The following is a 22923-nucleotide window of genomic DNA, read 5'->3' as shown; positions in this document are numbered from 1 at the left end:
CCTCCCTAGACTTCGACCGTATCGTGCAAACGATGCGGTCTTTTTTTCACGGCCGCTCCTGGAGCGGGCCGTCCAAAGAAGCACACAAAAAATCTTGGGCGGTGGCACGCATGAGACAAGGCGTGGTCTTCACTCCGCGGCCAGCGGCAGATCGATGAAATGATGGTCCGGCATCGCCATCAGGTCGGCTGAAAACCGCGTCAGGTCGTCGGCCAGCGCGTCGAAGCCGGCGGCTTTCTCGAATGTCCGCTCATTCATGTAGAGCCCGCGATTGACCTCGATCTGCAGCGCGTGCAAATGACGCGCCGGACGGCCGTAATGCTCGGTGATGAACCCGCCGGCGTAAGGCTTGTTGTGGGCAACCGTATAGCCCATCGCGGTCAACAGGCCGATCGCGGTTTCGGTCAGGGCCGCGGTGGCCGAGATGCCGAAACGGTCGCCGATGATGAAATCCGGCCGCAGCCCGTTGTCCCCGACACGGATGCTCGCCGGCATCGAATGGCAATCGATCAGCACGGCAAAGCCGAACCGGGCGTGGGTCCTGGTCAAAAGCCGCTTCAGCGTTTCGTGATAGGGCTTGTAGACGGCCTCGATGCGGGCAACCGCCTCGGCGAGCGGCAAGCGGCCCGAATAGATGTCGAGCCCCTCGCCCACCAGCTTCGGCACGGTGCCGAGCCCGCCGGCCACGCGCGCGGAGCGGATGTTGCAGAAGGACGGCACCGGCTCGGCGAACATGCGCGGGTCGAGTTCCCAGGGCTCGCGGTTGACGTCGAGATAGGCGCGCGGGAAATTCGCCGCCAGCAGCGGCGCGCCGAGCGCCACGGCGCCGCCGAACAACTCGTCGACATAGCAATCCTCCGAGCGGCGGATGGCATTGCGATCGAGCCTTGCCATGGCAAGGAAGCGTTCGGGATAGTAGCGGCCGCTATGCGGCGAGTTGAAAAGGAAGGGGACGCGCTGCTCGGCGCCCGACCGGATTTCGAAGGGTGGAAAGACCGAAAAATCCTCGGCTGCCGTCTTCAATTTGAACGAACCCGAAAACACCAGTGCATCATGGCATGAAACTGCCACCTTGCTGGCCGCATGTCCAGCATTTCGGCGGTCGTGCGGCTGGGCAAATGTGGGTCAGGCGCGTCCGCGTTCACTTGATGTTTACTCTCACCTCCTCATATACAGGATGGTTAACGGGCCTGCCCCACGGCAGTCTCCGGCGGGTGATTCGGACGGGATAACATGGCACGCATTCTTCTGGCGGAAGACGACGACGATATGCGTCGGTTCCTCGTCAAGGCGCTGGAGCGCGCCGGCTATCAGGTCAGCGATTTCGACAACGGCGCCAGCGCCTATGAGCGGCTGCGCGAGGAACCGTTCTCGCTGCTTCTGACCGACATCGTCATGCCGGAGATGGACGGCATCGAACTGGCGCGTCGCGCCACCGAAATCGATCCCGACCTCAAGGTCATGTTCATCACCGGTTTTGCCGCCGTCGCGCTGAACCCGGATTCCAAGGCGCCGAAAGACGCCAAGGTGCTGTCCAAGCCCTTCCACCTGCGCGATCTGGTCAACGAGGTCGAGAAGATGCTGCAGGCGGCTTGAACCGCCTTTCGCAAGCCGCCGGCGTCGGTCCACAGCCGCGGCGGGAAGACGTGTTTTTCCTCTTTTCCTGCTATTGACGCGCCTGACCAAAAATGGTGTATGCGCGGCTTCGGATGGGCGTGTAGCTCAGCGGGAGAGCACTGCATTGACATTGCAGGGGTCACAGGTTCAATCCCTGTCACGCCCACCATCCAACCCAGATATTCGGACCTTGCATAATGGCGCGAGCGTCCTGGCGCTCACCGGAATGGACGACGGGTGATCCGATCGCGAAACGCGTTTAGACCCCCGCGACGGCACACAGGTTTTTCATCCGCGAAATGGCAAGGTCGGGGTCGGCCAGCAATCCTGCCTGGTCGGCGAGGCGAAAGACGTCGGCATAATGGCGGATGCCGCGCGCCGACTGCATGCCGCCGACCATCGAGAAATGGTCCTGGTGGCCATTGAGCCAGGCCATGAAGACAATGCCGGCCTTGTAATATTCAGTCGGCGCCTCGAAGATTTTTCGTGACAGCGGCACGGTCGGCGCCATCAGCGCGTCGTAGCCGGCACGATCGCCGGCAGCCAGCTTCGCCAGCGCGGCATTGGCGACCGGTGCGATCGCGTCGAAAATGCCGAGCAGCGCATGCGAGTGCCGCTTGCCGTCTCCGGCGATCAGCTCGGGATAATTGAAGTCGTCGCCGGTGAACATCATCACGCCGTCCGGCAGCCGGTTCCTGAGCGCCACTTCCTTGCCGGCGTCGAGCAGCGATATCTTGATGCCTTCGACCTTGCCGGCATTGCGCTCCATGATGCCGATCACCGTATCGAGCGCGGTCTCGAAATCGTCACTGCCCCAGTAGCCTTTCAAGGTCGGATCGAACATGTCGCCCAGCCAGTGCAGGACGACCTTGCCGGAGGCCTGGCCCAATATGCGGTCGTAAACCAGGGCGTAATCGTCCGGCCCCTTCGCCACGGCCGCCAGCGCGCGGCTGGCCATCATGATCGCCTTGCCGCCCTGGCCTTCGATGAAAGCGAACTGCTCCTCATAGGCGGCGACCACGTCGTCGACCGTCCGGGCCTTCGACGGCGCCAGATGGTCGGTGCCCGCACCCGAGGCGAGATCGGCGCCAGCGACGGTCCGCGCCTCCGCGATTGAACGGCGGATCAATTCCTGCGCATTCGTCCAATCGAAACCCATGCCGCGCTGCGACGTGTCCATTGCCTCGGCGATGCGGAAGCCGAGCCGCCATAGATGATGACGAAACGCCATCGTCCTGTCCCAATCGACAACGGGCCGCGACCATGGATCTGTCATTCCCAGCGGATCGGCGACGACATGCGCGGCGGCATAGGCGATGCGCGAAAACCGCGCGCCGGTCACCGGCTGGACCGGCTGTCCGACAAGCGCGTAGGGTGTGCTGCGGCCACCCTCGCCAGGCAAGGCAATGTCCATGGATCTCTCCCTTTCGTGTCTCCTAAATGGAACGTTCCAATAAATCAAGAACCTTTAAGGTTTGAGATGGACGGCCAGCGATGCTGCGTTGCACACAACGACCCCTTGGGTAGCAATCGTTTGACCACATATGACCTGCTGCTCTTGCTAGAGAAAAATCCTGATTGACTCATCCTCGGAGCAAGGATTAGAACGTTCCAATAAATTCGATTGAAAAAACCGGGGAGGATATCTGGATGGCCAGCCGGCCGAAGGCGACGATCTTCGACATCGCCCGCGAAGCAGGCGTGTCCAAATCGACGGTGTCGCTCGTGCTCCAGGGCAGCGGCCTGATCCGCCCCGAAACCGCGGTCAAGGTGCGCAAGGCGATCGAGGATGTCGGCTATGTCTATAACCGCGGCGCCGCCAATCTGCGCAAGGCCCACTCCAACGTCATCGGCATGGTCATCAACGACCTCACCAATCCGTTCTTCGCCGAGATGGCGGTCGGCATGGAGCGGGTCTTCCAGTCGGCCGGCATCGTGCCCTTCATCGCCAACACTGCCGAAAATCCGGTGCGCCAGGAAGAAGTGCTGAAGTCTCTGATGGAACAGGGCGTCGCCGGGCTCATCGTTTCCCCGGCGCGCGGCACGACGCCAGGGGCGTTCCGGCGGCTGGAAATAGCCGGTCTGCCGATTGCCTTCGCCATGCGCCGGCTGCCTGAAAGCCGCATTCCGGTGATTGCTCCCGACAATCATCGGGGCGCCTATCTCGCGACTTCGCATCTCGTCGGCAAGGGGCATCGCCGCCTGGCCTTCTTCGGCGGTTCGTCCGACCTCGTCGTTTATCATGAGCGCCTGGGCGGCTTTCGCGAGGCCTGCGAGACGCTCGGCATCGACGCCCGCGATGCGCTTATCATCGAGGGCGAGACCAACCGCAAGGGCGGCATGGCCTGTCTGGAAACGTCGCTGGCAATGGCCGAGCCGCCGACCGCGGCGCTGTGCTTCAACGATGCCGTTGCCTTTGGCGTCATGCTGGCGCTGCGCAAGCGCGGACTTGAGCCGGGCGCGGATTTCGCTGTCGTCGGCTTCGACGATGTGGTCGAGGCCGAACATTATATGCCGCCGCTGACCAGCGTAGCGGTGGACTCCGCCGGTCTCGGCGAACGCGCGGCCCACGTCATGATCAAGATGATCCAGTCGCGCACCACGCGGGCCGAGGATCATGTCGGCGCCGTCAATCTCGTGGTCAGGGAAAGCTGCGGCCCGGATCGCCGCACGCGAAAAAGGCCCGTGGCAGCGGGAACCGCGACATGAGCGTCAAATGGGGGCTGATCGGCGCCAGCACGATCGCCCGGCAATTCATGATCGATGCCATTCGCGCTCAACCCGATGGCGAGATCGCGGCTGTCATGAGTTCCAGCGCGGAACGCGCCACGGCCTATGCAAGGGAAAATGGCATTCCAGCCGCCGTATCGAATCTCGACGCTTTGCTCGGATCGGACATCGACGCCGTCTACATCTCCACCACCAATGAACTGCATTTCGAACAGGCGCTGGCCGCCGCCAAGGCGGGAAAGCATGTGCTGTGCGAGAAGCCGCTGGCGCTGACCAGCGATGACGCGCGCAAGATGGTCGCTTCGGCCAAGGAGGCTGGCATCGTGCTCGGTACCAATCATCATCTGCGCAATGCCGGCGTGCACCGTGCCATGCGCGACGCCGTTGCCGCGGGCCGCATCGGCAACCCCATTGCCGCGCGTGTCTTCCATTCCGTCTACCTGCCCGAAAACCTGCAGGGCTGGCGCATCGCCAGGCCCGAGGCGGGCGGCGGGGTGGTGCTCGACATCACCGTGCACGATGCAGACACGCTGCGCTTCGTGCTTGGCGACGATCCGGTCGAGGTTTCCGCTTTCACGCAATCCGCCGGCATGGCCGGGAGCGGGCTGGAAGATGGCGCCATGTGCGTCTGGCGCTTCAAATCGGGCCTTATCGCGCAATCGCATGAGGGGTTCACCACCAGGTTTGCCGACACCGGCTTCGAGGTGCACGGCTCGCAGGGCTCGCTCATCGCCCGCGATGTGATGACGCAGAAGCCGGCCGGCTCGGTCCTCCTGCGCACCGCCAGCGGCGAAGAACAGTTGAGCTTCGACCGCGAGGATCTATACGCCAGGTCGGTACGCGGGTTCCATGCCGCGGTCCGTGGCGAGGGCCAGCCTTCCGCCACCGGAGAAGACGGCATCTGGTCGCTCGCCGCGGCCGAGGCGGCATTGCTATCGGCGGCTTCCGGCAGGACCGTCAAGATCGACCCGAAACTCGGGAGCATGAATTGAGCAAGGTCGTCTCATCGGCGCAGGCCGCCAGCCTGATCAAGGACGGCATGGTCGTCTCGGTGTCCTCGTCGAGCGGCCTCGGCTGTCCAGACGCCGTGCTCGCCGCGATCGGCGAACGCTTCGATGGCGAGGGCCATCCGAAGGATATCACCACGCTGCACCCGATCGCCGCCGGCGACATGTATGGCATCAAGGGCATCGATCATCTGGCGAAGCCCGGCCTCTTGAAGCGTACGCTGTGCGGCTCCTATCCGTCAGGTCCCTCCTCCGCCGAGCCGCCGCAAATCTGGAAGATGATCGGCGACAATGCGGTTGCCGCCTATAACGTGCCGTCCGGCATCCTGTTCGACATGCACCGAGAGGCCGCCGCCAAGCGACCGGGCGTGCTGACCAAGGTCGGCCTCGACACTTTCGCCGACCCGCGCCACCAGGGCTGCGCCATGAACGCCGCCGCCGCCGAGCCGATCGTGTCGGTGCAGCAATTCGACGGCGAAGAATGGCTCTACTTCCGCGCCATCGTGCCGCAGGTCTCGATCATCCGTGCCACCACGGCTGACGAGCGCGGTAACCTTACCTACGAGCATGAGGGGGCCTATCTCGGCGGGCTGGAGCAGGCGCTCGCCGCCCGCAACAATGGCGGCATCGTCATCGCGCAGGTCAAACGCGTCGTCGAGAACGGCACGTTGAAGCCGCATGATGTGCGCGTGCCGGGCGTGCTGGTCGACCATATCGTCATTGCGCCGGATCAGTTGCAGACGACGCTGACGCCCTACGATCCCGCAATCTCCGGCGAGATCTTCCGGCCGCTGTCGAGCTTCCGCAATGCCGAGATGAATGTCCAAAAGGTGATCGCGCGCCGGGTCGCCATGGAGCTTCGCGACGGCATGGCCGTCAACATCGGCTTCGGCATTTCGGCCAACGTGCCGCGTATTCTTCTGGAAGAAGGCCAGCACGGCAAGGTCACCTGGCTGATCGAACAGGGCGCGGTCGGCGGCGTGCCGTTGCTCGACTTCAAGTTCGGCTGCGCCTCCAACGCCGAGGCGATCATGCCCTCGCCGCACCAGTTCACCTATTTCCAGGCCGGCGGCTTCGACGCTTCGCTGCTCTCCTTCCTGCAGATCGACCGCCACGGCTCGGTCAACGTGTCCAGGCTTTCGGCGCGGCCGCATGTCACCGCCGGCGCCGGCGGCTTCGTCGACATCACGTCACGGGCGAAGAAGATCGTTTTTTCCGGCTTCTTCAATGCCGGGGCAAAGCTGTCGCTCGCCAATGGCGGCATCCGCATCGACGCGGAAGGCAAGGTCAAGAAAGTCGTCGAGGAGGTCGAGCACATCTCCTTCTCCGGCAAGCGCGCCGTCGCGCAGGGACAGGACATCACCTATGTCACCGAGCGCTGCGTCATGAAGCTGACGCCCGATGGGCTGATGGTGATGGAACTGGCGCCGGGCATCGACCTCGAGCGCGATGTGCTGGCGCAGGCCGAGATCCCGCTCAACGTAGCCAACGACCTCAAGGTGACGCCGGCGGCACTCTACCAGGATCGGCCGATCGGCCTGTCGCTGAATGGCGGCGCCTCGCTCGGAGGCGCGCATGGCTGAGCGCCTCGTCACCTTCGAGCAGGATGGCGCGATCGGCATTGTCACCTTGCGCCGTCCGGAAAAGTTCAATGCGCTCGATATCCCGATGCTGCGCGCGCTGGAAGCGGCGCTGGACGAGGCGGAAAGCGCTCAGCATGTCCGCGTCGTCCTCATATGCGGCCAAGGCAAGGGATTTTGCGCCGGCGGCGACGTCGAGGCCTGGGGGAGCATGAGTGCCGCCGATTTCCAGGTGCAATGGGTGCGCTACGGCCACCGTGTCTTCGACCGGCTGGCGCGGCTGCGGCAACCGACCATCGCCGTTCTGTCCGGTCATGCGCTCGGCGGCGGGCTGGAACTGGCCGTGGCTTGTGATTTCCGCGTCGCGGAAACGCAGGTGAAGCTCGGCTTCCCCGAGACCTCGATCGGCGTTGTCCCCGGCTGGTCCGGCACGCAGCGCGCGGTGCGTCGCTTCGGCGCCCAGACGGTGCGTCGCATGGCTGTCGGTGGCGAGATTTTTCTGGCGCCGGAAGCGCTTGCGCTAGGCGTCGTCGATCGCGTCGTCGAAACCGGCAAGGCGTCGGATGAAGCCAGGATCTGGGCTGAAAAAATCGCCGAACGCGGACCACTGGCCACCGAAGCCGCCAAGCTGATGATTGCGGTGGCGGAAGGCGAGGAAAGTGCCGCTGCGACAGAAGCCTTGGCCAGCGGCTTCATGGCGCTCACCGGCGATCTCAAGGCCGGCGTCGGCTCCTTCAAGACCAAGCAGAAGCCCGTGTTTTCGCGTTCGTAGGACAGAGTGGAAATCACATGAATGCACCTCTGAAGATTTCCATGCCTGCCGAGGCCTCCGTGGCCCCCAAGGCATACAAGCTTCTGATCGACGGCAAGCATGTCGATGCCCGCGATGGCCGCATGCTGGAACGCAAGAGCCCCGGCCACGGCTTCATGGTTTCACACTATGCTCAGGCGGGTGCCGCCGAAGTGGAAGCCGCGGTGCAGGCGGCGCACAGGGCCTTCGAGACCGGCCCCTGGCCGCGCATGCAAGCGTCCGAACGCGCCGCGATCCTGCTTAAGGCCGCCGACCTGATCGAGATCCGGCTGGAAGACATCGCCCGGCTCGATGCGCTGGAATCCGGCAAGCCGATCGCCCAGGCGCGCGGCGAGATCGGCGGCGCCGTCGACATCTGGCGCTATGCCGCCTCACTGGCCCGAACGTTGCACGGCGAAAGCTACGCCAATCTTGGCGATGCCATGCTGGGCGTCGTCCTGCGTGAGCCGATCGGCGTCGTCTCGATCATCACGCCGTGGAATTTCCCATTCCTCATCGTCAGCCAGAAACTGCCTTTCGCGCTCGCCGCCGGCTGCACGGCCGTGGTCAAGCCAAGCGAAATGACGTCGGCCTCGACTTTCGTGCTTGGCGATATCCTGTTGGAAGCCGGCGTTCCCGCTGGAGTCGTCAACATCCTCGCAGGTCTCGGCGCCGATGTCGGCGCGCCGATGGTCAGCCATCCGCTGGTCGAGATGGTTTCGTTTACCGGTTCCACCCGCGTCGGCAAGATGACCATGGCCGCGGCCTCGAATTCCCTTAAGAGAGTTTCGATGGAACTCGGCGGCAAGAACGGCCAGATCGTCTTCCCCGATGCCGATCTTAAAGCGGCTGCCGATGCCGCGGTATTCGGCGGCTTCTTCAACGCCGGCGAGTGCTGCAATGCCGGCAGCCGGCTGATCGTGCATGAGGCGATCGCCGACGACTTCCTGGGCGCCGTGAAGGCATTGACCGCCAGGGTAACCGTGGGCGATCCGCTCGACGACCTAACCAAGGTCGGCGCGATGATTTCGTCAGACCATCTGGCCAAGGTGACGGGTTACGTCGCGGCTGCCGCGAGCGAGGGCGGCAGTATCTACAGCGGCGGCGGGCAACGCCCTTCCAATGCCGGCCAATATCTCGATCCGACGATCTTACGCAACGTCACCGAAAACATGACGGTCGCGCGCGAGGAAGTGTTCGGGCCGGTGCTCTCGGTGCTGACTTTTGAATCGATTGAAAAGGCGTTGCGCATCGCCAACAACACGCCCTATGGTCTGTCGGCGGGTGTGTGGAGCGCCAGCATCGACACCTGCATGTCGGTGGCGCGGGGCGTGCGTTCGGGGACTGTCTGGGTGAACACGTTCATGGAAGGTTATCCAGAACTGCCGTTCGGCGGCTACAAGCAGTCGGGCTTGGGCCGCGAACTCGGCAAACGCGCTGTCGAGGACTATACCGAGGAAAAGACAATCCAGTTTCATCGCGGCCAGCGCACCGGTTGGTGGGTCGGCTGAGTTGGGAAGAACCCGGTGGGCTGCCACCGGTCGTGTAATGCAACAAGGGAGGAAGTACATGTTGCGCAAACTGCTTATCGGAACGGCGCTCGCTTCGGGCCTGGCTTTCGCGGCCCATGCCGAGGACGTCAAGGAAGTGCAGATGCTGCATTGGTGGACGTCGGGCGGCGAAGCGGCTGCTCTCAACGTGCTCAAGGGCGATCTGGCCAAGGAAGGCTATGCCTGGAAGGACGTTCCCGTGGCCGGCGGCGGCGGCGATGCCGCCATGACCGCGCTGAAGGCGATGGTCGCGGCCGGCAACTATCCGACCGCCTCGCAGATGCTCGGCTACACCGTCCTCGACTATGCCGCTGCCGGCGTGATGGGCGACCTCACAGAGACGGCGAAGAAGGAAGGCTGGGACAAGTCGGTTCCGGCCGCGCTGCAGAAGTTCTCCGTCTATGACGGCAAGTGGGTTGCCGCTCCGGTCAACGTCCACTCCGTCAACTGGCTGTGGATCAACAAGGCGGTGATGGACAAGATCGGCGGCACCGAGCCTAAGACCTTCGACGATTTCATCGCCCTGCTCGACAAGGCCAAGGCGGCCGGGGTCACCCCGCTCGCGCTTGGTGGCCAGAACTGGCAGGAAGCGACCATGTTCGATTCCGTCGTGCTGTCGACCGGCGGACCTGAGTTCTACAAGAAGGCGATGAACGACCTCGACGACGCGTCGCTCAAGTCCGACACGATGAAGAAGTCGTTCGACAATCTGGCCAAGCTCGTCACCTATGTCGACCCGAACTTCTCTGGCCGCGACTGGAACCTGGCCACCGCCATGGTCATCAAGGGCGATGCGCTGGTGCAGGTCATGGGCGACTGGGCCAAGGGCGAGTTCCACGCCGCCAACAAGACACCGGGTACGGACTTCCTCTGCTATCGCTTCCCGGGCACCGACGGCTCGGTGATCTACAACTCCGACATGTTCGGCATGTTCAACGTTCCGGACGACCGCAAGGCCGCCCAGATCGCTTTGGCCACCGCCACCTTGTCGAAGAGCTTCCAGTCGGCCTTCAACGTCGTCAAGGGTTCGGTTCCGGCCCGCACCGACGTGCCTGACACCGACTTCGACGCTTGCGGCAAGAAGGGTATCGCCGACCTGAAGAAGGCCAATGAAGGCGGCACGCTGTTCGGCTCGCTGGCCCAGGGCTATGGCGCGCCTCCGGCTGTCGCCAATGCCTACAAGGACGTCATCTCGAAGTTTGTCCACGGTCAGATCAAGACCTCGGACGAAGCCGTGACCGAACTGGTCAAGGCGATCGACGACGCCAAGTAAGCGCCGGCCACAAACACCTTCCCCGCTCCGGCGGGGAAGGTCCGGTCCGTGAGGCCGATCGGCCGGATGCCGACGGGAGGAACCCCATGAGCAGTGTAGCGACAACCCAGATCAAGCTGACGCCGGAGCGGTCGCGCACCTCGGTGCGCTCGCGCCTGCAGGATGCCTTGCCCAAGATCGTGCTGGCGCCGAGCTTCGCCATCACCATCGTCTTCGTCTACGGCTTCATCCTGTGGACGATCTATCTGTCCTTCACCAACTCCAAGACCTTCCCGTCCTATGCCATAACAGGCGCACGCGCCTATCAGCGATTGTGGGGCTGGACCTTCGACACCGACCCGCCATCGAGCTGGTACACGTCGATCACCAACATGGGCATTTTCGGCTTTCTCTACATCTTGATCTGCCTGGCGCTCGGCCTGTTCCTGGCCATCCTGCTCGATCAGAAGATTCGCGGCGAAGGCGTTTTGCGCCCCATCTACCTCTATCCGATGGCGCTCTCCTTCATCGTCACCGGCGTTGCCTGGAAATGGTTCCTCGACCCCGGCCTAGGTCTCGAACAGACGCTGCATCAATGGGGCTGGACGAGCTTCCATTTCGACTGGATCAAGAACAAGGATTTCGTCATCTACACCGTGGTCATCGCCGGCGTCTGGCAGGCCTCCGGCTTCATCATGGCGATGTTCCTGGCCGGCCTGCGCGGTATTGACGGCGAGATCATGAAGGCGGCGCAGATCGACGGCGCCACCACCTTCCAGCTCTATCGCCGCATCGTCATTCCGCTCTTGCGGCCGATCTTCCTGTCGGCCTTCATCGTGCTCGCGCACCTTGCCATCAAATCCTATGACCTGGTCGTGGCACTGACCAGCGGCGGTCCCGGCGGCTCGGCCTGGCTGCCGTCCAACTTCATGTATGAATACACCTTCAAGCGCAACGAAATGGCCGTCGGCTCGGCCAGCGCCGTGATCATGCTGATGACCATCGTCGCCATCATCGTGCCCTATCTCTATTCGGAACTCAGGGAGAAGTCGCGATGAGCGCCGTGACCACTCCCGCCCGCCGGGTCAGCGGCGGCGTCAACGTCAAGATTGTCAATCGCATCGTCATCTACGGGCTTCTGGCGCTGTTCGCGCTGTTCTACCTGATGCCGCTGTTCGTCATGCTGGTGACCTCGTTCAAGACCATGGACGAGATCCAGAACGGCAACATGCTGGCGCTGCCAAAGGCGCCGACCTTCGACCCCTGGCTGAAGGCCTGGGGTGAGACCTGCGTAGGCCTCACCTGCGCCGGCATCAAGGGCTATTTCTGGAACTCCATAAAGATGGTGGTTCCGGCCGTGCTGATCTCGACCATGCTCGGTGCGCTCAATGGCTACGTGCTGACCAAATGGCGTTTTCGCGGCGCGACCCTGGTATTCGGGCTGATGCTGTTTGCCTGCTTCATCCCGTTCCAGTCGGTACTGCTGCCGATGGCGACGATCCTGGGCAGCCTCGGCCGGTTCGGCGTGACGCTGCAGAACACGGTCGGAACCAGCTTCGGCCTCGGCAACCCGACGGTGAACCTGGTGTTCGTCCACGTCGTCTACGGCATCGGCTTCACCACGCTGTTCTTCCGCAACTATTACGAGGCGTTCCCGACCGAACTGGTCAAGGCCGCGCAGGTCGACGGCGCCTCCTTCTTCCAGATCTTTCGGCGCATCATGCTGCCGAATTCGATGCCGATCTTCGTCGTCACCGTCATTTACCAGTTCACGAACATCTGGAACGACTTCCTGTTCGCCTCCGCCTATGCCGGCACCGGCGACGCCATGCCAATGACGGTGGCGCTCAACAACGTCGTCAACACCTCGACAGGCGTCGTCGAATACAACGTCAACATGGCGGCCGCGATGATCGCGGCACTGCCCACCCTTCTCGTCTACGTGCTCGCCGGCCGCTACTTCGTGCGTGGCCTGATGGCGGGCGCGGTCAAAGGATAACCCAATGGCTTTTCTGGAAATTGATGGTCTGAGGAAGCGTTTCGGCCAGGTCGAGATCCTGAAGGGGATCAATCTCGAACTGGAAAAGGGCGGCTTCCTGGTGCTCGTCGGTCCTTCCGGCTGCGGCAAATCCACCTTGCTCAACACCATCGCCGGACTGGAGACCATCACCTCCGGCGATATCCGCGTCGATGGCCGCACCATCACGGATCTGCACCCGTCCAAGCGCGACATCGCCATGGTATTCCAGAGCTACGCGCTCTACCCCAACATGACGGTCGCCGGGAACATCTCCTTCGGCATGGAGATGCGCGGCGTGCCGGCCGACGAACGCCAGAAGGCGATCGACAAGGTGGCCAAGGTGCTGCAGATCGGCCATCTGCTGAACCGCAAGCCGAGCCAGCTTTCGGGCGGCCAGCGCCAGCGCGTCGCCATGGGCCGGGCGCTGGTGCGCGACCCCAAGCTGTTCCTGTTCGACGAGCCGCTGTCCAACCTCGACGCCAAGCTGCGCGTCGACATGCGCATCGAGATCAAGCGCCTGCATGCCACCACCGGCACAACCATCGTCTATGTCACCCACGACCAGATCGAGGCGATGACGCTGGCGACCAAAATCGCCGTCATGCGCGATGGCGAGGTGCAGCAATTCGGCACGCCGGCCGAGATCTACAACAACCCCAGCAATGTCTTCGTCGCCGACTTCATGGGTTCGCCGGCGATGAACCTGATCCCGGCGACCATCGACGGCAATGGTGGCGACCTGGCCGTCGTGCTCGATCGCGAGGCACGCCAGCCGATTACTCTGCCGATGGCCAACGCCCCTGCCGGATTGTCGGCGTTCAAGGGCAAGCCGGTCATCTTCGGCGTTCGTCCGGAGGCGCTCACCGATCCGGAAGGCGCCGAGCGCAACGCCTCGCAAATCGCCACCGCCGATTGCCATATCGAGGTTGTGGAGCCGGCCGGCTCCGATACCTTCGCGGTCACCAATCTCGGCGGCAAAGGCGTGGTGGCGCGGCTGCGCGCAGATGCCAACATCCAGCCCGGCACCAACACGCCGCTCGCCTTCAACCTGACCAAGGCAGTGTTCTTCGATCCGGCGACCGAGAGCCGTATCCGCTGATGTGTGTCGCCCAAAAGTGGGTCCGGTTTTGGGGCAACGACATGCATCAGAACAAAGACCTTTAGGCCATGACAAACCCGGATATCGTCATCATCGGCTCCGGCATCGGCGGCGCCACGATCGCCTCCGGCTTGGCCGGCAGCGGCGCCTCGATCCTGATGCTGGAACGCGGCGAGCCGTTGCCGGCAACGCCGCATGCGCGCGACACGCGCTCGATCTTCGTCGACGGCCACTACCGGCCGAAGGAGATGTGGCGCGAGGCCGGTGGCGCCGCATTCAACCCGGGCAATTACTACTATGTCGGCGGCAATTCGAAATTCTTCGGCGCGGTGCTGATCCGCTACCGCAAAGAGGATTTCTCCGCCATGGAGCACTTCGGCGGTGTCTCGCCGGCCTGGCCGTTTTCTTATGACGAATTCGAGCCTTGGTATTCCAGGGCTGAGCAGCTTTTCCGCGTGCGCGGCACGCTCGGCGAGGATCCGACCGAGCCGTTCCACTCGGTACCCTATGCCTATAAGCCTGTGCCCGACGAGGCGCCGATCGCCCGTGCCCGTGCCGAGCTCAAGCGGCTGGGCCTGCATCCGGCCTCGCTGCCGCTCGGCGTCGACATCGACACCTGGCTCGGGGAAGGCAGGACCGGCTGGGACGCTTTTCCGAACACTGGCCAGGGAAAGATGGACGCCCAGACCGCACCGCTGGCAGCGGCACTGAACGATCCGAACATCAAGCTCGAAACCGGCGCCCATGTCGAATATCTCGATACTTCTCCGGACGGTAAAACCATATCAGCGGTTCATTACCGCCAGAACGGCGAGCTGAAAAAACTGTCGCCAAGACTGGTCATCCTGTCGGCCGGTGCGGTCAATTCAGCGGTCATCCTGCTGCGCTCGCCCTCTCCCAGCAATGGCAAGGGGGGCGGCAAAGGCCTGGCCAACCGCTCCGACCAGGTCGGTCGCAACTTCATGAACCACAATTCGAGCGCCATGCTGGCGATCGATCCGCGCCGCAGGAACGATGCCGTCTACCAGAAGACGCTGATGTTGAACGACTACTATCTCACGGGCGGCAAGGGCGGCAAGCCGCTCGGCAATGTCCAGCTTCTCGGCAAGATCGACGGCAACATGCTCAAAGCCAATGTGAAACGGGTGCCGAAATTCGCGCTCGATTTCATGGCCGGCCATGCCGTCGACTGGTACCTGATGTGCGAGGACCTGCCCGACCCCGAAAGCCGCATCATGGTCGACGGTAAGGACATCGTCATGCAATGGCGGCGCTCCAACATGCAGTCGCTCGACGGGCTGACCAAGGTGATGCGCGAGAATTTTCGCGCCTGCGGCTATCCCGTGGTGCTGTCGCGCCCTTTCGACAAACGCACGCCCTCGCACCAGTGCGGCACGGTGAAAATGGGCGATGATCCGGCGACGTCGCCGCTCGACCCGTTCTGCCGTGCCTTCGATCACCGGAACCTGTTCGTCGTCGACGCCGGTTTTCTGCCGAACTCGGCCGCCGTGAACCCGGCGCTGTCGATCGCCGCCCAGGCGCTGCGCGTCGCCGAGCACATCCGCAAGACGGACCTCGCCGCATGATCGGTCAGCGCCGCCCCTCATCCGCCTGCCGGCACCTTCTCCCCGTAAACGGGGAGAAGCACGCTGGCCGCAATCTCGGCGCTTTTTCTGCAATGCTGGCGCATGGTGAAGCAGGCGATAACAGCGTCCTTCTCCCCGTCACTATACGGGGAGAAGTGCCCGGCAGGGCGATGAGGGGCGGCGCTGACATAAGGATGAGTATCCGATGACCCGCCCCGCAGCCATCGTCACCGGCGGCGCGCGCGGAATTGGTCTTGCCTGCGCTCAGGCACTCGCTGATGCCGGCTTTGACATCCTTGTCGCCGATGTTGCCGCGAAACCCGCTGACGAGCTTGCGCAAGACGTCGCCAAACGCGGCGCCAAATTCGCCTATGTCAGCTGCGACATCGCCGATCTTTCCAGCCACGCCGCCTTGGTCGAAACCGCCATGCGCGCCTTCGGCCGCATCGATTGCCTGGTCAACAATGCCGGCGTCGGCGCCGTGGTGCGGGGCGACCTGCTGGACCTCAAACCCGACAATTTCGACCGCGCGCTCGGCGTCAACCTGCGGGGCACCGTCTTCCTCAGCCAGGCGGTCGCCAAGGCGATGCTCCGCCAGCCCAGCGATGATGCGAAATCGATCATCACCATCACATCGGTCAGCGCCGAGATGGCCTCGCCGGAACGCTCCGAATATTGCATGTCGAAGGCAGGGCTTTCGATGTGGGTGAAGAATCTGGCGCTCAGGCTCGCCCCGGAAAAAATCGGCGTGTTCGAGCTGCGGCCGGGCATTATCCGCACCGACATGACGGCGGGCGTGACCGCCAAATACGACGCTTTGATAGACAGCGGCCTGGTGCCGGCGAAACGCTGGGGCGAAGGGTCCGACATCGGCGCCATGGTGGCCGCGCTCGCTGCCGGGAGACTGGGCTTTTCGACCGGCTCGATCATCAATGTCGACGGCGCGCTTTCCGTGCCTCGGCTATGAACGGATGAGACAATGACCGACTACATCATCGTGGGCGCCGGCCCTGCCGGCTGCGTGCTGGCCAACCGGCTGAGCGAGGATCCCTCCAATTCCGTGCTGCTGCTCGAAGCCGGTGGCAAGGATTGGCATCCCTATATCCACATGCCGGCGGGCTTTGCCAAGATGACCAAGGGCATTGCGTCCTGGGGCTGGTCGACCGTGCCGCAAAGGCACATGAACGACCGTATCTTCTGGTACACTCAGGCCAAGGTGGTCGGCGGCGGTTCCTCCATCAACGCCCAGATCTACACGCGCGGTAATGCGCGCGACTACGACGCCTGGGAGAAGGAGGAAGGGCTGGCCGGCTGGGGCTACCGCGACGTGCTGCCCTATTTCAAACGGGCCGAAAACAACCAGCGCTACGCCAACGATTTCCACGGCGACCAGGGCCCGCTCGGCGTCTCGAACCCGATTGCGCCGCTGCCGATCTGCGAAGCCTATTTCCGCGCCGGCCAGGAGATGGGCATTCCCTTCAATCCGGATTTCAACGGCGCTGCCCAAGAAGGCGTCGGCTATTACCAGCTGACCCAGAAGGATGCCCGGCGCTCCTCCGCCTCGGTCGCCTATCTCAGGCCGATCCGCGCTCGCAAGAACCTCACCGTCAGGACCGACGTACTGGTCACCCGCATCGTCGTCGAGAACGGTCGCGCCATCGGCGTCGAGGTGGTCGACAGGCCGGGCGGCGAGACAAAAATCCTGCGCGCCGACCGCGAGGTGATCGTCTCGTCCGGCGCCATCGGTTCGCCTAAGCTTTTGATGCAGTCGGGCATCGGCCCGGCCGACCATCTGAAATCGGTCGGCGTCACGCCCGTGCATGACCTGCCCGGCGTCGGCTCCAACATGCAGGACCATCTCGACCTGTTCGTCATCGCCGAATGCACCGGCGACCACACCTATGACAATTACGCCAAGCTGCACCGCACGGCCTGGGCTGGCCTGCAATATCTGCTGTTGAAGAAGGGGCCGGTGGCCTCCAGCCTGTTCGAGACCGGCGGCTTCTGGTACGCCGACCCGACCGCCGCCTCGCCCGATATCCAGTTCCATCTGGGCCTCGGCTCCGGCATCGAGGCTGGCGTCGAGAAGCTGAAAAACCCGGGCGTCACCTTGAACTCGGCCTTCCTGCGCCCGCGCTCGCGCGGCACGGTGCGGCTGAAAAGCGCTGATCCCGCCGACCACCCGCTGATCGACCCCAACTACTGGTCCGATCCCTATGACCGCGACATGTCGCTGAGAGGGCTGCGGCTGGCGCGCGAGATCATGCGGCAGAAGGCGCTTGCCCCTTACGTGCTGCGCGAGGTGCTGCCCGGCCCGTCGCTCGCCAGCGACGATGAGCTGATCGACTATGCCTGCCGCACCTCCAAGACCGATCACCATCCTGTCGGCACCTGCCGCATGGGCCATGATGAGATGGCGGTGGTGACGCCGGACCTGAGACTGCGCGGCATCGAGGGGCTGCGCGTCTGCGATGCGTCTGTGATGCCGCGCGTGCCTTCCTCCAACACCAATGCGCCGACGATCATGGTCGGCGAAAAGGGTGCCGACCTGATCCTCGGCCGCGAGCCGCTGCCGCCGGCGGTGTTTTCCGGCAATCGTGCTGCTTAGGGAGTGGTAAAATGATCAGGCACTGCGTTTTCGCCAGATTTCGTAGCGATGTGTCGTCGACCGAGCGCACGGCCATCCACGCCGACCTCGAGGCGTTGCGACAGGTGGTCGAAGGCATGGACACGGTCCAGTTCAGCACCAATGTCAGCCCAGAGCCTTTCGCGCGCGGGTTCACCTATGGCTTCACCATCGATTTCCGCGATACCGCGGCGCGCGACGCCTACCTCGTGCATGAAGCGCATCAGCGTGCCGGCGCCCGGCTGGTCGCGGCTCTCGAAGGCGGCACGGACGGATTGATGGTCTTCGATCTCGATCTTACGAAAAAGTGACCGCCGGCTTTTCGAAAGCCGGCCGATCGCTGTTCTCTTTTGCCGACAAGGCGACATATCGTTTCTTTGGGGGATGCAAAGGAGGACGCCTTGAACCTCACTACAGAGCAGAAGAAAACCGTCCTGGCCTCATTCCTGGGCTGGACCCTCGATGCTTTTGATTTCTTCCTTCTGACATTCCTGCTCACCGATATTGCGACTGAATTCCAGACGGATGTCCCGGCAGTCTCAAAGGCACTGTTCCTGACCTTGGCCACGCGCTTCATCGGCGCGTTCTTCTTTGGCATGCTAGCCGACAAATACGGGCGCAAGCCCATTCTCATGCTCAACATCGTCAGCTATTCGGTGATCGGGGCGCTCGCCGCCTTCTCGCCCAATCTCGGCATCTTCCTGGCGCTGCGCGCGCTGTTCGGCATCGCCATGGGCGGCGAATGGGGCCTTGGCAGCTCGCTTGCCATGGAATCCGTCCCGCCGAGCGCCCGCGGCATCGTCTCGGGCATCCTGCAATGCGGCTATCCGGCCGGCTACCTGCTGGCGGCGGTGGTCTATGGTCTGCTCTACCAACAGACGATCGGCGGCTACACGATCGGCTGGCGCGCCATGTTCCTGCTCTCCTTCGTCCCGGCGCTGATCGTCCTGTTCATCCGCTCGCATGTGCCGGAATCTCCTGCCTTCGTCGAGGCGCAGAAAACCGCTCGACCGGGGATGCTGGAGACCTTGCAGAAGCACTGGGGCGTCGCGCTCTATGCTGTCGTGCTGATGATGTTCTTCAACTTCTTCAGCCATGGCACGCAGGATCTCTACCCGACCTTTTTGAAGAAACAGCACGGCTTTGACCCACACACGGTGAGTTGGATCACCATCGTTGCCAACATCGGCGCCATCGTCGGCGGCCTGGCATTCGGTGCGCTGTCAGAGAAGATCGGCCGCGTCAACGCCATTACACTCGCCTGCATCATCGCCCTGCCGGCGATCCCGCTATGGGCCTACAGTTCAACGCCGTTCATGCTGGCCATCGGCGCCTTCGTCATGCAGGTCGCGGTGCAAGGCGCCTGGGGTGTCATCCCGGTCCACCTCAACGAGCTTTCTCCCGGTGCGGTGCGCGCCACCTTGCCCGGCTTCATCTATCAGGCCGGCAATCTCGCCGCTTCCTATGGCGGTCCATATCAGGCCGGGATCGCCGAAGCCCCCGGCGGCAGCTATGGCTATGCGCTGGCGCTTTTTGCCGGTGTGGTCGCCGTCTGCATCATCGTCGTCATCCGCTTCAGTCCGGAGCGGCGCGGCCAGGTAATGACGGTGCTCGGCTGAGAGGTCAACCCATCCTCAACGCGATGACGCCTGCAACAATGCTGAGCGCGGCAGCGCCGCGCCAGCCTGTCATCTTTTCGCCGAGGGCGTAGACCGAGATCATCATGGCAAACAGGATCGAGGTCTCGCGCAGCGACGCCACCGAGGCGATCGGCGCCTTGGTCATCGCCCACATGACGATCCAGTAGGCGGCGCCGGAAAGCACACCGGTGAACAGTCCCGTTTTCCAGTCGCGCGCCAGAACGGGCAGCGCCTTGGGCCCTCGGAAAACGAGGCACAGCACCAGCGCCCCAAATGCATCGCAGATGAACAGCCAGGCGGCATAGCTCTGCGCCGTTGCCGCCAGCCGCGCGCCGCTGCCGTCGGACAGCGTGTAGCTGGCGATGAAGATCGACGTGCCCAGCGCATAGCCGACCGCGCGCAGGTTCAGCTTCTCCAGATGCGCGCCACCGCGAAACGACATCACCAGCGTGCCGGCCGACAACAGCAGGATGCCAAGGATGGCAAGCGGCGCCGGCACTTCGGCGACGACGAACATGCCGCCAATCGCGGCCAGCAGGGGTGCCGTGCCACGCGCCAGCGGGTAGGTCTGGGCGAAATCGCCGGCCTGGTAGGCGCCGATCAGGAAGGTGCGATAGCCCATGTGGAAGATCACCGAAGCGATGATGTAGGGCCAGACCTCCGCCTTCGGCAACTCGACGAAGGGCAGCACGACGAGGGCAGCAGTGCCCATACCGAGCGTCATCAGCGTGATCGACAGGAAGCGGTCGAGATGCACCTTGACCAGTGCGTTCCAGATCGCGTGCATGGCGGCCGCGGCAAGCACCGCGAAGAAGACGAAAAGCGTCATGGGGAGCTCATCGACCTCCCAAGCCGAAGGGCGTCTCGAGATCGATGTCGACCCGGACCGGGAAGTGGTCGGAAGCCACCTCGCCCATGTCTGATCCAACCGAACGCACACGCCCGGCCAACATGCCGCCGACGAAGCAATGGTCAAGCCGGCGCTTTGCCAGCCTGCCGTCGATGATCTTCTCATGCGTATGGAAATCCGCTACCGGCTCGCTGGCGACAGAAGCGGCATCGACGAAGCCGTCGAGATAGGCAGCGCCCCGATGATAGGGCGTGCTGCCGACAACGCGGCGATATTCGGCACTGCCGGGTTCCATGTTGAAATCGCCCATCCAGATCGTCGCCAGCGGATTTTCCGGCTCGACTTCCCCATGTGTCCAGTTCCGCGAAGGTTCGTCGTCCGCGCCGCTCCACGGTCCGCCTTCCGATGGTGCCCGGCGGTGCTCGGCCATGAGATAGTCAATCTGCTCCAGCCGCTCTTCCGCCGCGATGTGCGCGAGATGCAGCGACAGCACCCTGACCGGCCCGGCCGGCGTGCGGATCATGCATTCGAGGGCGGCGTTGCGGGTGTTGAGCGGCCGCAGCGTGCGGCGCATCGGCAGCGCGTGCAGTCGCGACCAGACGATCGGCAGCTTCGACATAACCATGGTGCCGAACTGCCGGCGGCGATTGACCAGGCGGCCGTCGCGCAGCTCGCTGGCATCCATGTCGAAGGCTGGGCCGTAGACCCAGTGATACCCAGGCAGCAATTGGGAAAGCCGCTCCGGCTGGTCGTCGAAATCGCTGCGTTGCCAGTGCCGCTCGACCTCCTGCAAGGCGATGATGTCGGCGCCAGCGACAAGGCGTGCCGCACGCGAAAGATCGTAGCGCCCGTCGCTGCCGAATCCGTACTGGATGTTGTAGCTGACCAGCTTCATTGCTTATCCGGCTCACTTTTCGGTGTTGGCAGTAACGGTTCGGCCGATCGCTTGCAATGTGCAGGAGGACGGACGGGGCTTGGGCCAGCAGGGCAGCGGCCGAGACGCGGTATCTGCTAGTCGGTGGTCAGCGGCTGGAACCGGCCTGCCGGCGATGCCGCAAGTTCCGTCCAGTCGATCTCTTCCTCCAGACGGTGATAGGCTTCGTCACCGATGGTGCCGTTGCGGCGCAGCTCCTCCAGGGCATCGCGCTGGCTTTTGATGGCATAGAGACGCAGCCTGTCATATTCGGTCGCGGCCTGGGCATCCTCGGGATTTTTGGCGATCTTGCGCTGGGCGGCATATTGCTCGCGCACCGCGGCTGCGGCGCTCGAGGTTTTGCCGCTCAATACATCAAGCGCGGCCTGCATGACCACGACGCGCGCCTTCGCTACCTCCCGGTCGACCGTTTCGTCGGGATCCAGCTTCAGGACGCGCAGCAGCGGCTTCAGGCTCATTCCTTGCAGCACCAGGGTGCCGAGCACGACCGTGAAGGCGGCGAGCACGATCGGGTCGCGAGCAGGAAATTCGACCGGCAAGGCGAATGCCGCGGCAAGGGTTACCAGTCCCCGCATGCCGCACCAGCCGATGAGCACGCCGCCGCGAAAGGACGGCGTATCCGGCTGATGCTCGGCGCCGCCAAAGCGGGCAAACCACCTGATGACTGCACCGCAGCCCAGCACCCAGATCAGGCGCGAAACGATGACGACCGCCAGCACAGCCGCGGCAAAGACGAATGCGTCGAGCTCTCCCGTACCGGCGAGCCGTCCGACGATCGACCGCGCCTGCAGACCCATCAGCACGAAGGCCAGCACGTTGAGCACGAACACCGCCGTCTCCCAGACCGAATAGGAACTGACACGCTTTCTCGCCGACATTCGGCGTGGCGCGGTCCGCGCGATGGTCATGGCGTAGACGACGATGGTGATGATCGCCGACAGACCCAACCTGTCCGCCAGGATCCAGACACCGAACGTACCGGCGAACTGCACCACGGTACCGCTGGCGGCGTCCTCGATGCGGCTCAGCGTGGCAAGCGACAGCCGGCCGAGTACATAGCCGGCCAGCAGGCTTCCAACGGTCGACAAGACGACCATGGGCGCGGCGCTGCTCAACAGGAACGGACCGAGTGCGGCGGCGACAGCGATACGGTAGATTAGCAACGCGGTTGCATCGTTGAGCAGGCTCTCGCCTTGCAGGATGGTGGTGATGCGGTGCGGCACCTTGAATTGTCCGAGCACGGCCGACGCCGCGACGGCATCGGGCGGCGCTACGATGGCGCCAAGGGCGACGGCCGCGGCGATCGGCAGGCCTGCCATCTTCCAGCCGAGCAGCGCAACCGCTGCGGTGGTGAAAACGACCGCCCCCAAGGCCAGCAGGGCGAGCGGCAGCCGGTTGCGATTGAGATCGCGCAACGAGGTGTCGTAGGCGGCGTCGAGCAGCACCGGCGCGATGAACAAGGCCAGCGCCAGTTCCGGGTCGATTTCGATGGTGGGCATGCCGGGCAGGAAGGCGATGCCCGCGCCCGCCAGCGCCAGCAGCGACGGATAGGGAACTTGCAGCCGCCGCGACAGCGCCGTCAGCGCGACTGCAATCAACAGGAGGATAAGCGTCAGTTCGAAAAGAGCCATGCTCTATCGTA

Annotated in this window: 20 protein-coding genes and 1 tRNA gene; 16 read left to right on the top strand and 5 right to left on the bottom strand. The window is 63.7% G+C overall.

The window, feature by feature from the left end:
- Positions 1-129: 129 nt before the first annotated feature.
- Entirely contained in the window at positions 130-1071 is a 942-nt protein-coding gene (locus FJ543_RS12035) for an N-formylglutamate amidohydrolase (RefSeq protein WP_140721345.1), read from the bottom strand.
- Positions 1072-1233: 162 nt separating this feature from the next.
- On the opposite strand from FJ543_RS12035, the gene FJ543_RS12030 reads away from it, so the two are divergent.
- Positions 1234-1596, top strand: coding sequence for a response regulator (locus FJ543_RS12030; protein ID WP_006199474.1), 363 nt, complete (start codon positions 1234-1236; stop codon positions 1594-1596).
- Between the two features lie 115 nt (positions 1597-1711).
- Positions 1712-1786 (top strand) — tRNA-Val (locus FJ543_RS12025).
- A gap of 90 nt (positions 1787-1876) precedes the next feature.
- Here FJ543_RS12025 and FJ543_RS12020 read toward each other — a convergent pair.
- Positions 1877-3031: a dihydrodipicolinate synthase family protein gene (locus tag FJ543_RS12020; protein ID WP_140875199.1), complete on the bottom strand. Its 1155-nt coding sequence runs from the start codon at positions 3029-3031 to the stop codon at positions 1877-1879.
- Between the two features lie 236 nt (positions 3032-3267).
- Between FJ543_RS12020 and FJ543_RS12015 the strand changes: the two genes are divergently transcribed.
- From FJ543_RS12015 to FJ543_RS11945, 14 genes are all read left to right on the top strand, one after another.
- Positions 3268-4326 (top strand): LacI family DNA-binding transcriptional regulator, encoded by a 1059-nt coding sequence (locus tag FJ543_RS12015; protein ID WP_140875197.1) that lies wholly within the window; start codon positions 3268-3270, stop codon positions 4324-4326.
- Positions 4323-5339, top strand: a complete 1017-nt coding sequence (locus FJ543_RS12010) for a Gfo/Idh/MocA family oxidoreductase (RefSeq protein ID WP_140875195.1) — start codon at positions 4323-4325, stop codon at positions 5337-5339. The genes FJ543_RS12015 and FJ543_RS12010 overlap by 4 nt, the downstream gene beginning before the upstream one ends.
- Positions 5336-6937 (top strand): acyl CoA:acetate/3-ketoacid CoA transferase, encoded by a 1602-nt coding sequence (locus tag FJ543_RS12005; protein WP_140875193.1) that lies wholly within the window; start codon positions 5336-5338, stop codon positions 6935-6937. The genes FJ543_RS12010 and FJ543_RS12005 overlap by 4 nt, the downstream gene beginning before the upstream one ends.
- Complete coding sequence (locus FJ543_RS12000; RefSeq protein ID WP_140875191.1) at positions 6930-7706, top strand: enoyl-CoA hydratase/isomerase family protein; 777 nt, start codon at positions 6930-6932, stop codon at positions 7704-7706. Before FJ543_RS12005 ends, FJ543_RS12000 begins: the two co-directional genes overlap by 8 nt.
- A 17-nt stretch (positions 7707-7723) precedes the next feature.
- The gene (locus tag FJ543_RS11995; RefSeq protein ID WP_140875190.1) at positions 7724-9235 is read left to right on the top strand and encodes an aldehyde dehydrogenase family protein; all 1512 of its coding nucleotides are present in this window, start codon (positions 7724-7726) and stop codon (positions 9233-9235) included.
- Between the two features lie 58 nt (positions 9236-9293).
- Positions 9294-10547 (top strand): ABC transporter substrate-binding protein, encoded by a 1254-nt coding sequence (locus tag FJ543_RS11990; protein ID WP_140789006.1) that lies wholly within the window; start codon positions 9294-9296, stop codon positions 10545-10547.
- 86 nt (positions 10548-10633) lie between these two features.
- The gene (locus FJ543_RS11985) at positions 10634-11584 is read left to right on the top strand and encodes a sugar ABC transporter permease (RefSeq protein WP_015315823.1); all 951 of its coding nucleotides are present in this window, start codon (positions 10634-10636) and stop codon (positions 11582-11584) included.
- The gene (locus tag FJ543_RS11980) at positions 11581-12525 is read left to right on the top strand and encodes a carbohydrate ABC transporter permease (protein ID WP_140875188.1); all 945 of its coding nucleotides are present in this window, start codon (positions 11581-11583) and stop codon (positions 12523-12525) included. Before FJ543_RS11985 ends, FJ543_RS11980 begins: the two co-directional genes overlap by 4 nt.
- A gap of 4 nt (positions 12526-12529) precedes the next feature.
- Positions 12530-13645, top strand: coding sequence for an ABC transporter ATP-binding protein (locus tag FJ543_RS11975; RefSeq protein WP_023781265.1), 1116 nt, complete (start codon positions 12530-12532; stop codon positions 13643-13645).
- A gap of 68 nt (positions 13646-13713) precedes the next feature.
- On the top strand, positions 13714-15231 hold the full coding sequence (locus FJ543_RS11965; protein WP_140875186.1) for a GMC family oxidoreductase: 1518 nt from the start codon (positions 13714-13716) through the stop codon (positions 15229-15231).
- 205 nt (positions 15232-15436) lie between these two features.
- The gene (locus FJ543_RS11960; RefSeq protein ID WP_140875184.1) at positions 15437-16198 is read left to right on the top strand and encodes a 3-ketoacyl-ACP reductase; all 762 of its coding nucleotides are present in this window, start codon (positions 15437-15439) and stop codon (positions 16196-16198) included.
- Positions 16199-16210: 12 nt separating this feature from the next.
- Positions 16211-17839, top strand: coding sequence for a choline dehydrogenase (locus FJ543_RS11955; RefSeq protein WP_140875183.1), 1629 nt, complete (start codon positions 16211-16213; stop codon positions 17837-17839).
- Between the two features lie 11 nt (positions 17840-17850).
- The gene (locus FJ543_RS11950) at positions 17851-18168 is read left to right on the top strand and encodes a Dabb family protein (protein ID WP_140875181.1); all 318 of its coding nucleotides are present in this window, start codon (positions 17851-17853) and stop codon (positions 18166-18168) included.
- 90 nt (positions 18169-18258) lie between these two features.
- Entirely contained in the window at positions 18259-19476 is a 1218-nt protein-coding gene (locus FJ543_RS11945; RefSeq protein WP_181173959.1) for an MFS transporter, read from the top strand.
- Between the two features lie 4 nt (positions 19477-19480).
- On the opposite strand, the gene FJ543_RS11940 is transcribed toward FJ543_RS11945, so the two are convergent.
- The 3 genes from FJ543_RS11940 to FJ543_RS11930 form a co-directional block, all read right to left on the bottom strand.
- On the bottom strand, positions 19481-20326 hold the full coding sequence (locus FJ543_RS11940; protein ID WP_140793306.1) for an EamA family transporter: 846 nt from the start codon (positions 20324-20326) through the stop codon (positions 19481-19483).
- A gap of 7 nt (positions 20327-20333) precedes the next feature.
- Positions 20334-21242: an endonuclease/exonuclease/phosphatase family protein gene (locus tag FJ543_RS11935; protein ID WP_140875177.1), complete on the bottom strand. Its 909-nt coding sequence runs from the start codon at positions 21240-21242 to the stop codon at positions 20334-20336.
- Positions 21243-21358: 116 nt separating this feature from the next.
- Entirely contained in the window at positions 21359-22912 is a 1554-nt protein-coding gene (locus tag FJ543_RS11930) for a sodium:proton antiporter (RefSeq protein WP_140875175.1), read from the bottom strand.
- Positions 22913-22923 lie beyond the last annotated feature (11 nt).

This window comes from Mesorhizobium sp. B2-5-7 (assembly GCF_006440875.1).
Classification (GTDB): Bacteria; Pseudomonadota; Alphaproteobacteria; order Rhizobiales; family Rhizobiaceae; genus Mesorhizobium; species Mesorhizobium australicum.
This window is presented reverse-complemented; position numbering and strand designations above follow the sequence as displayed.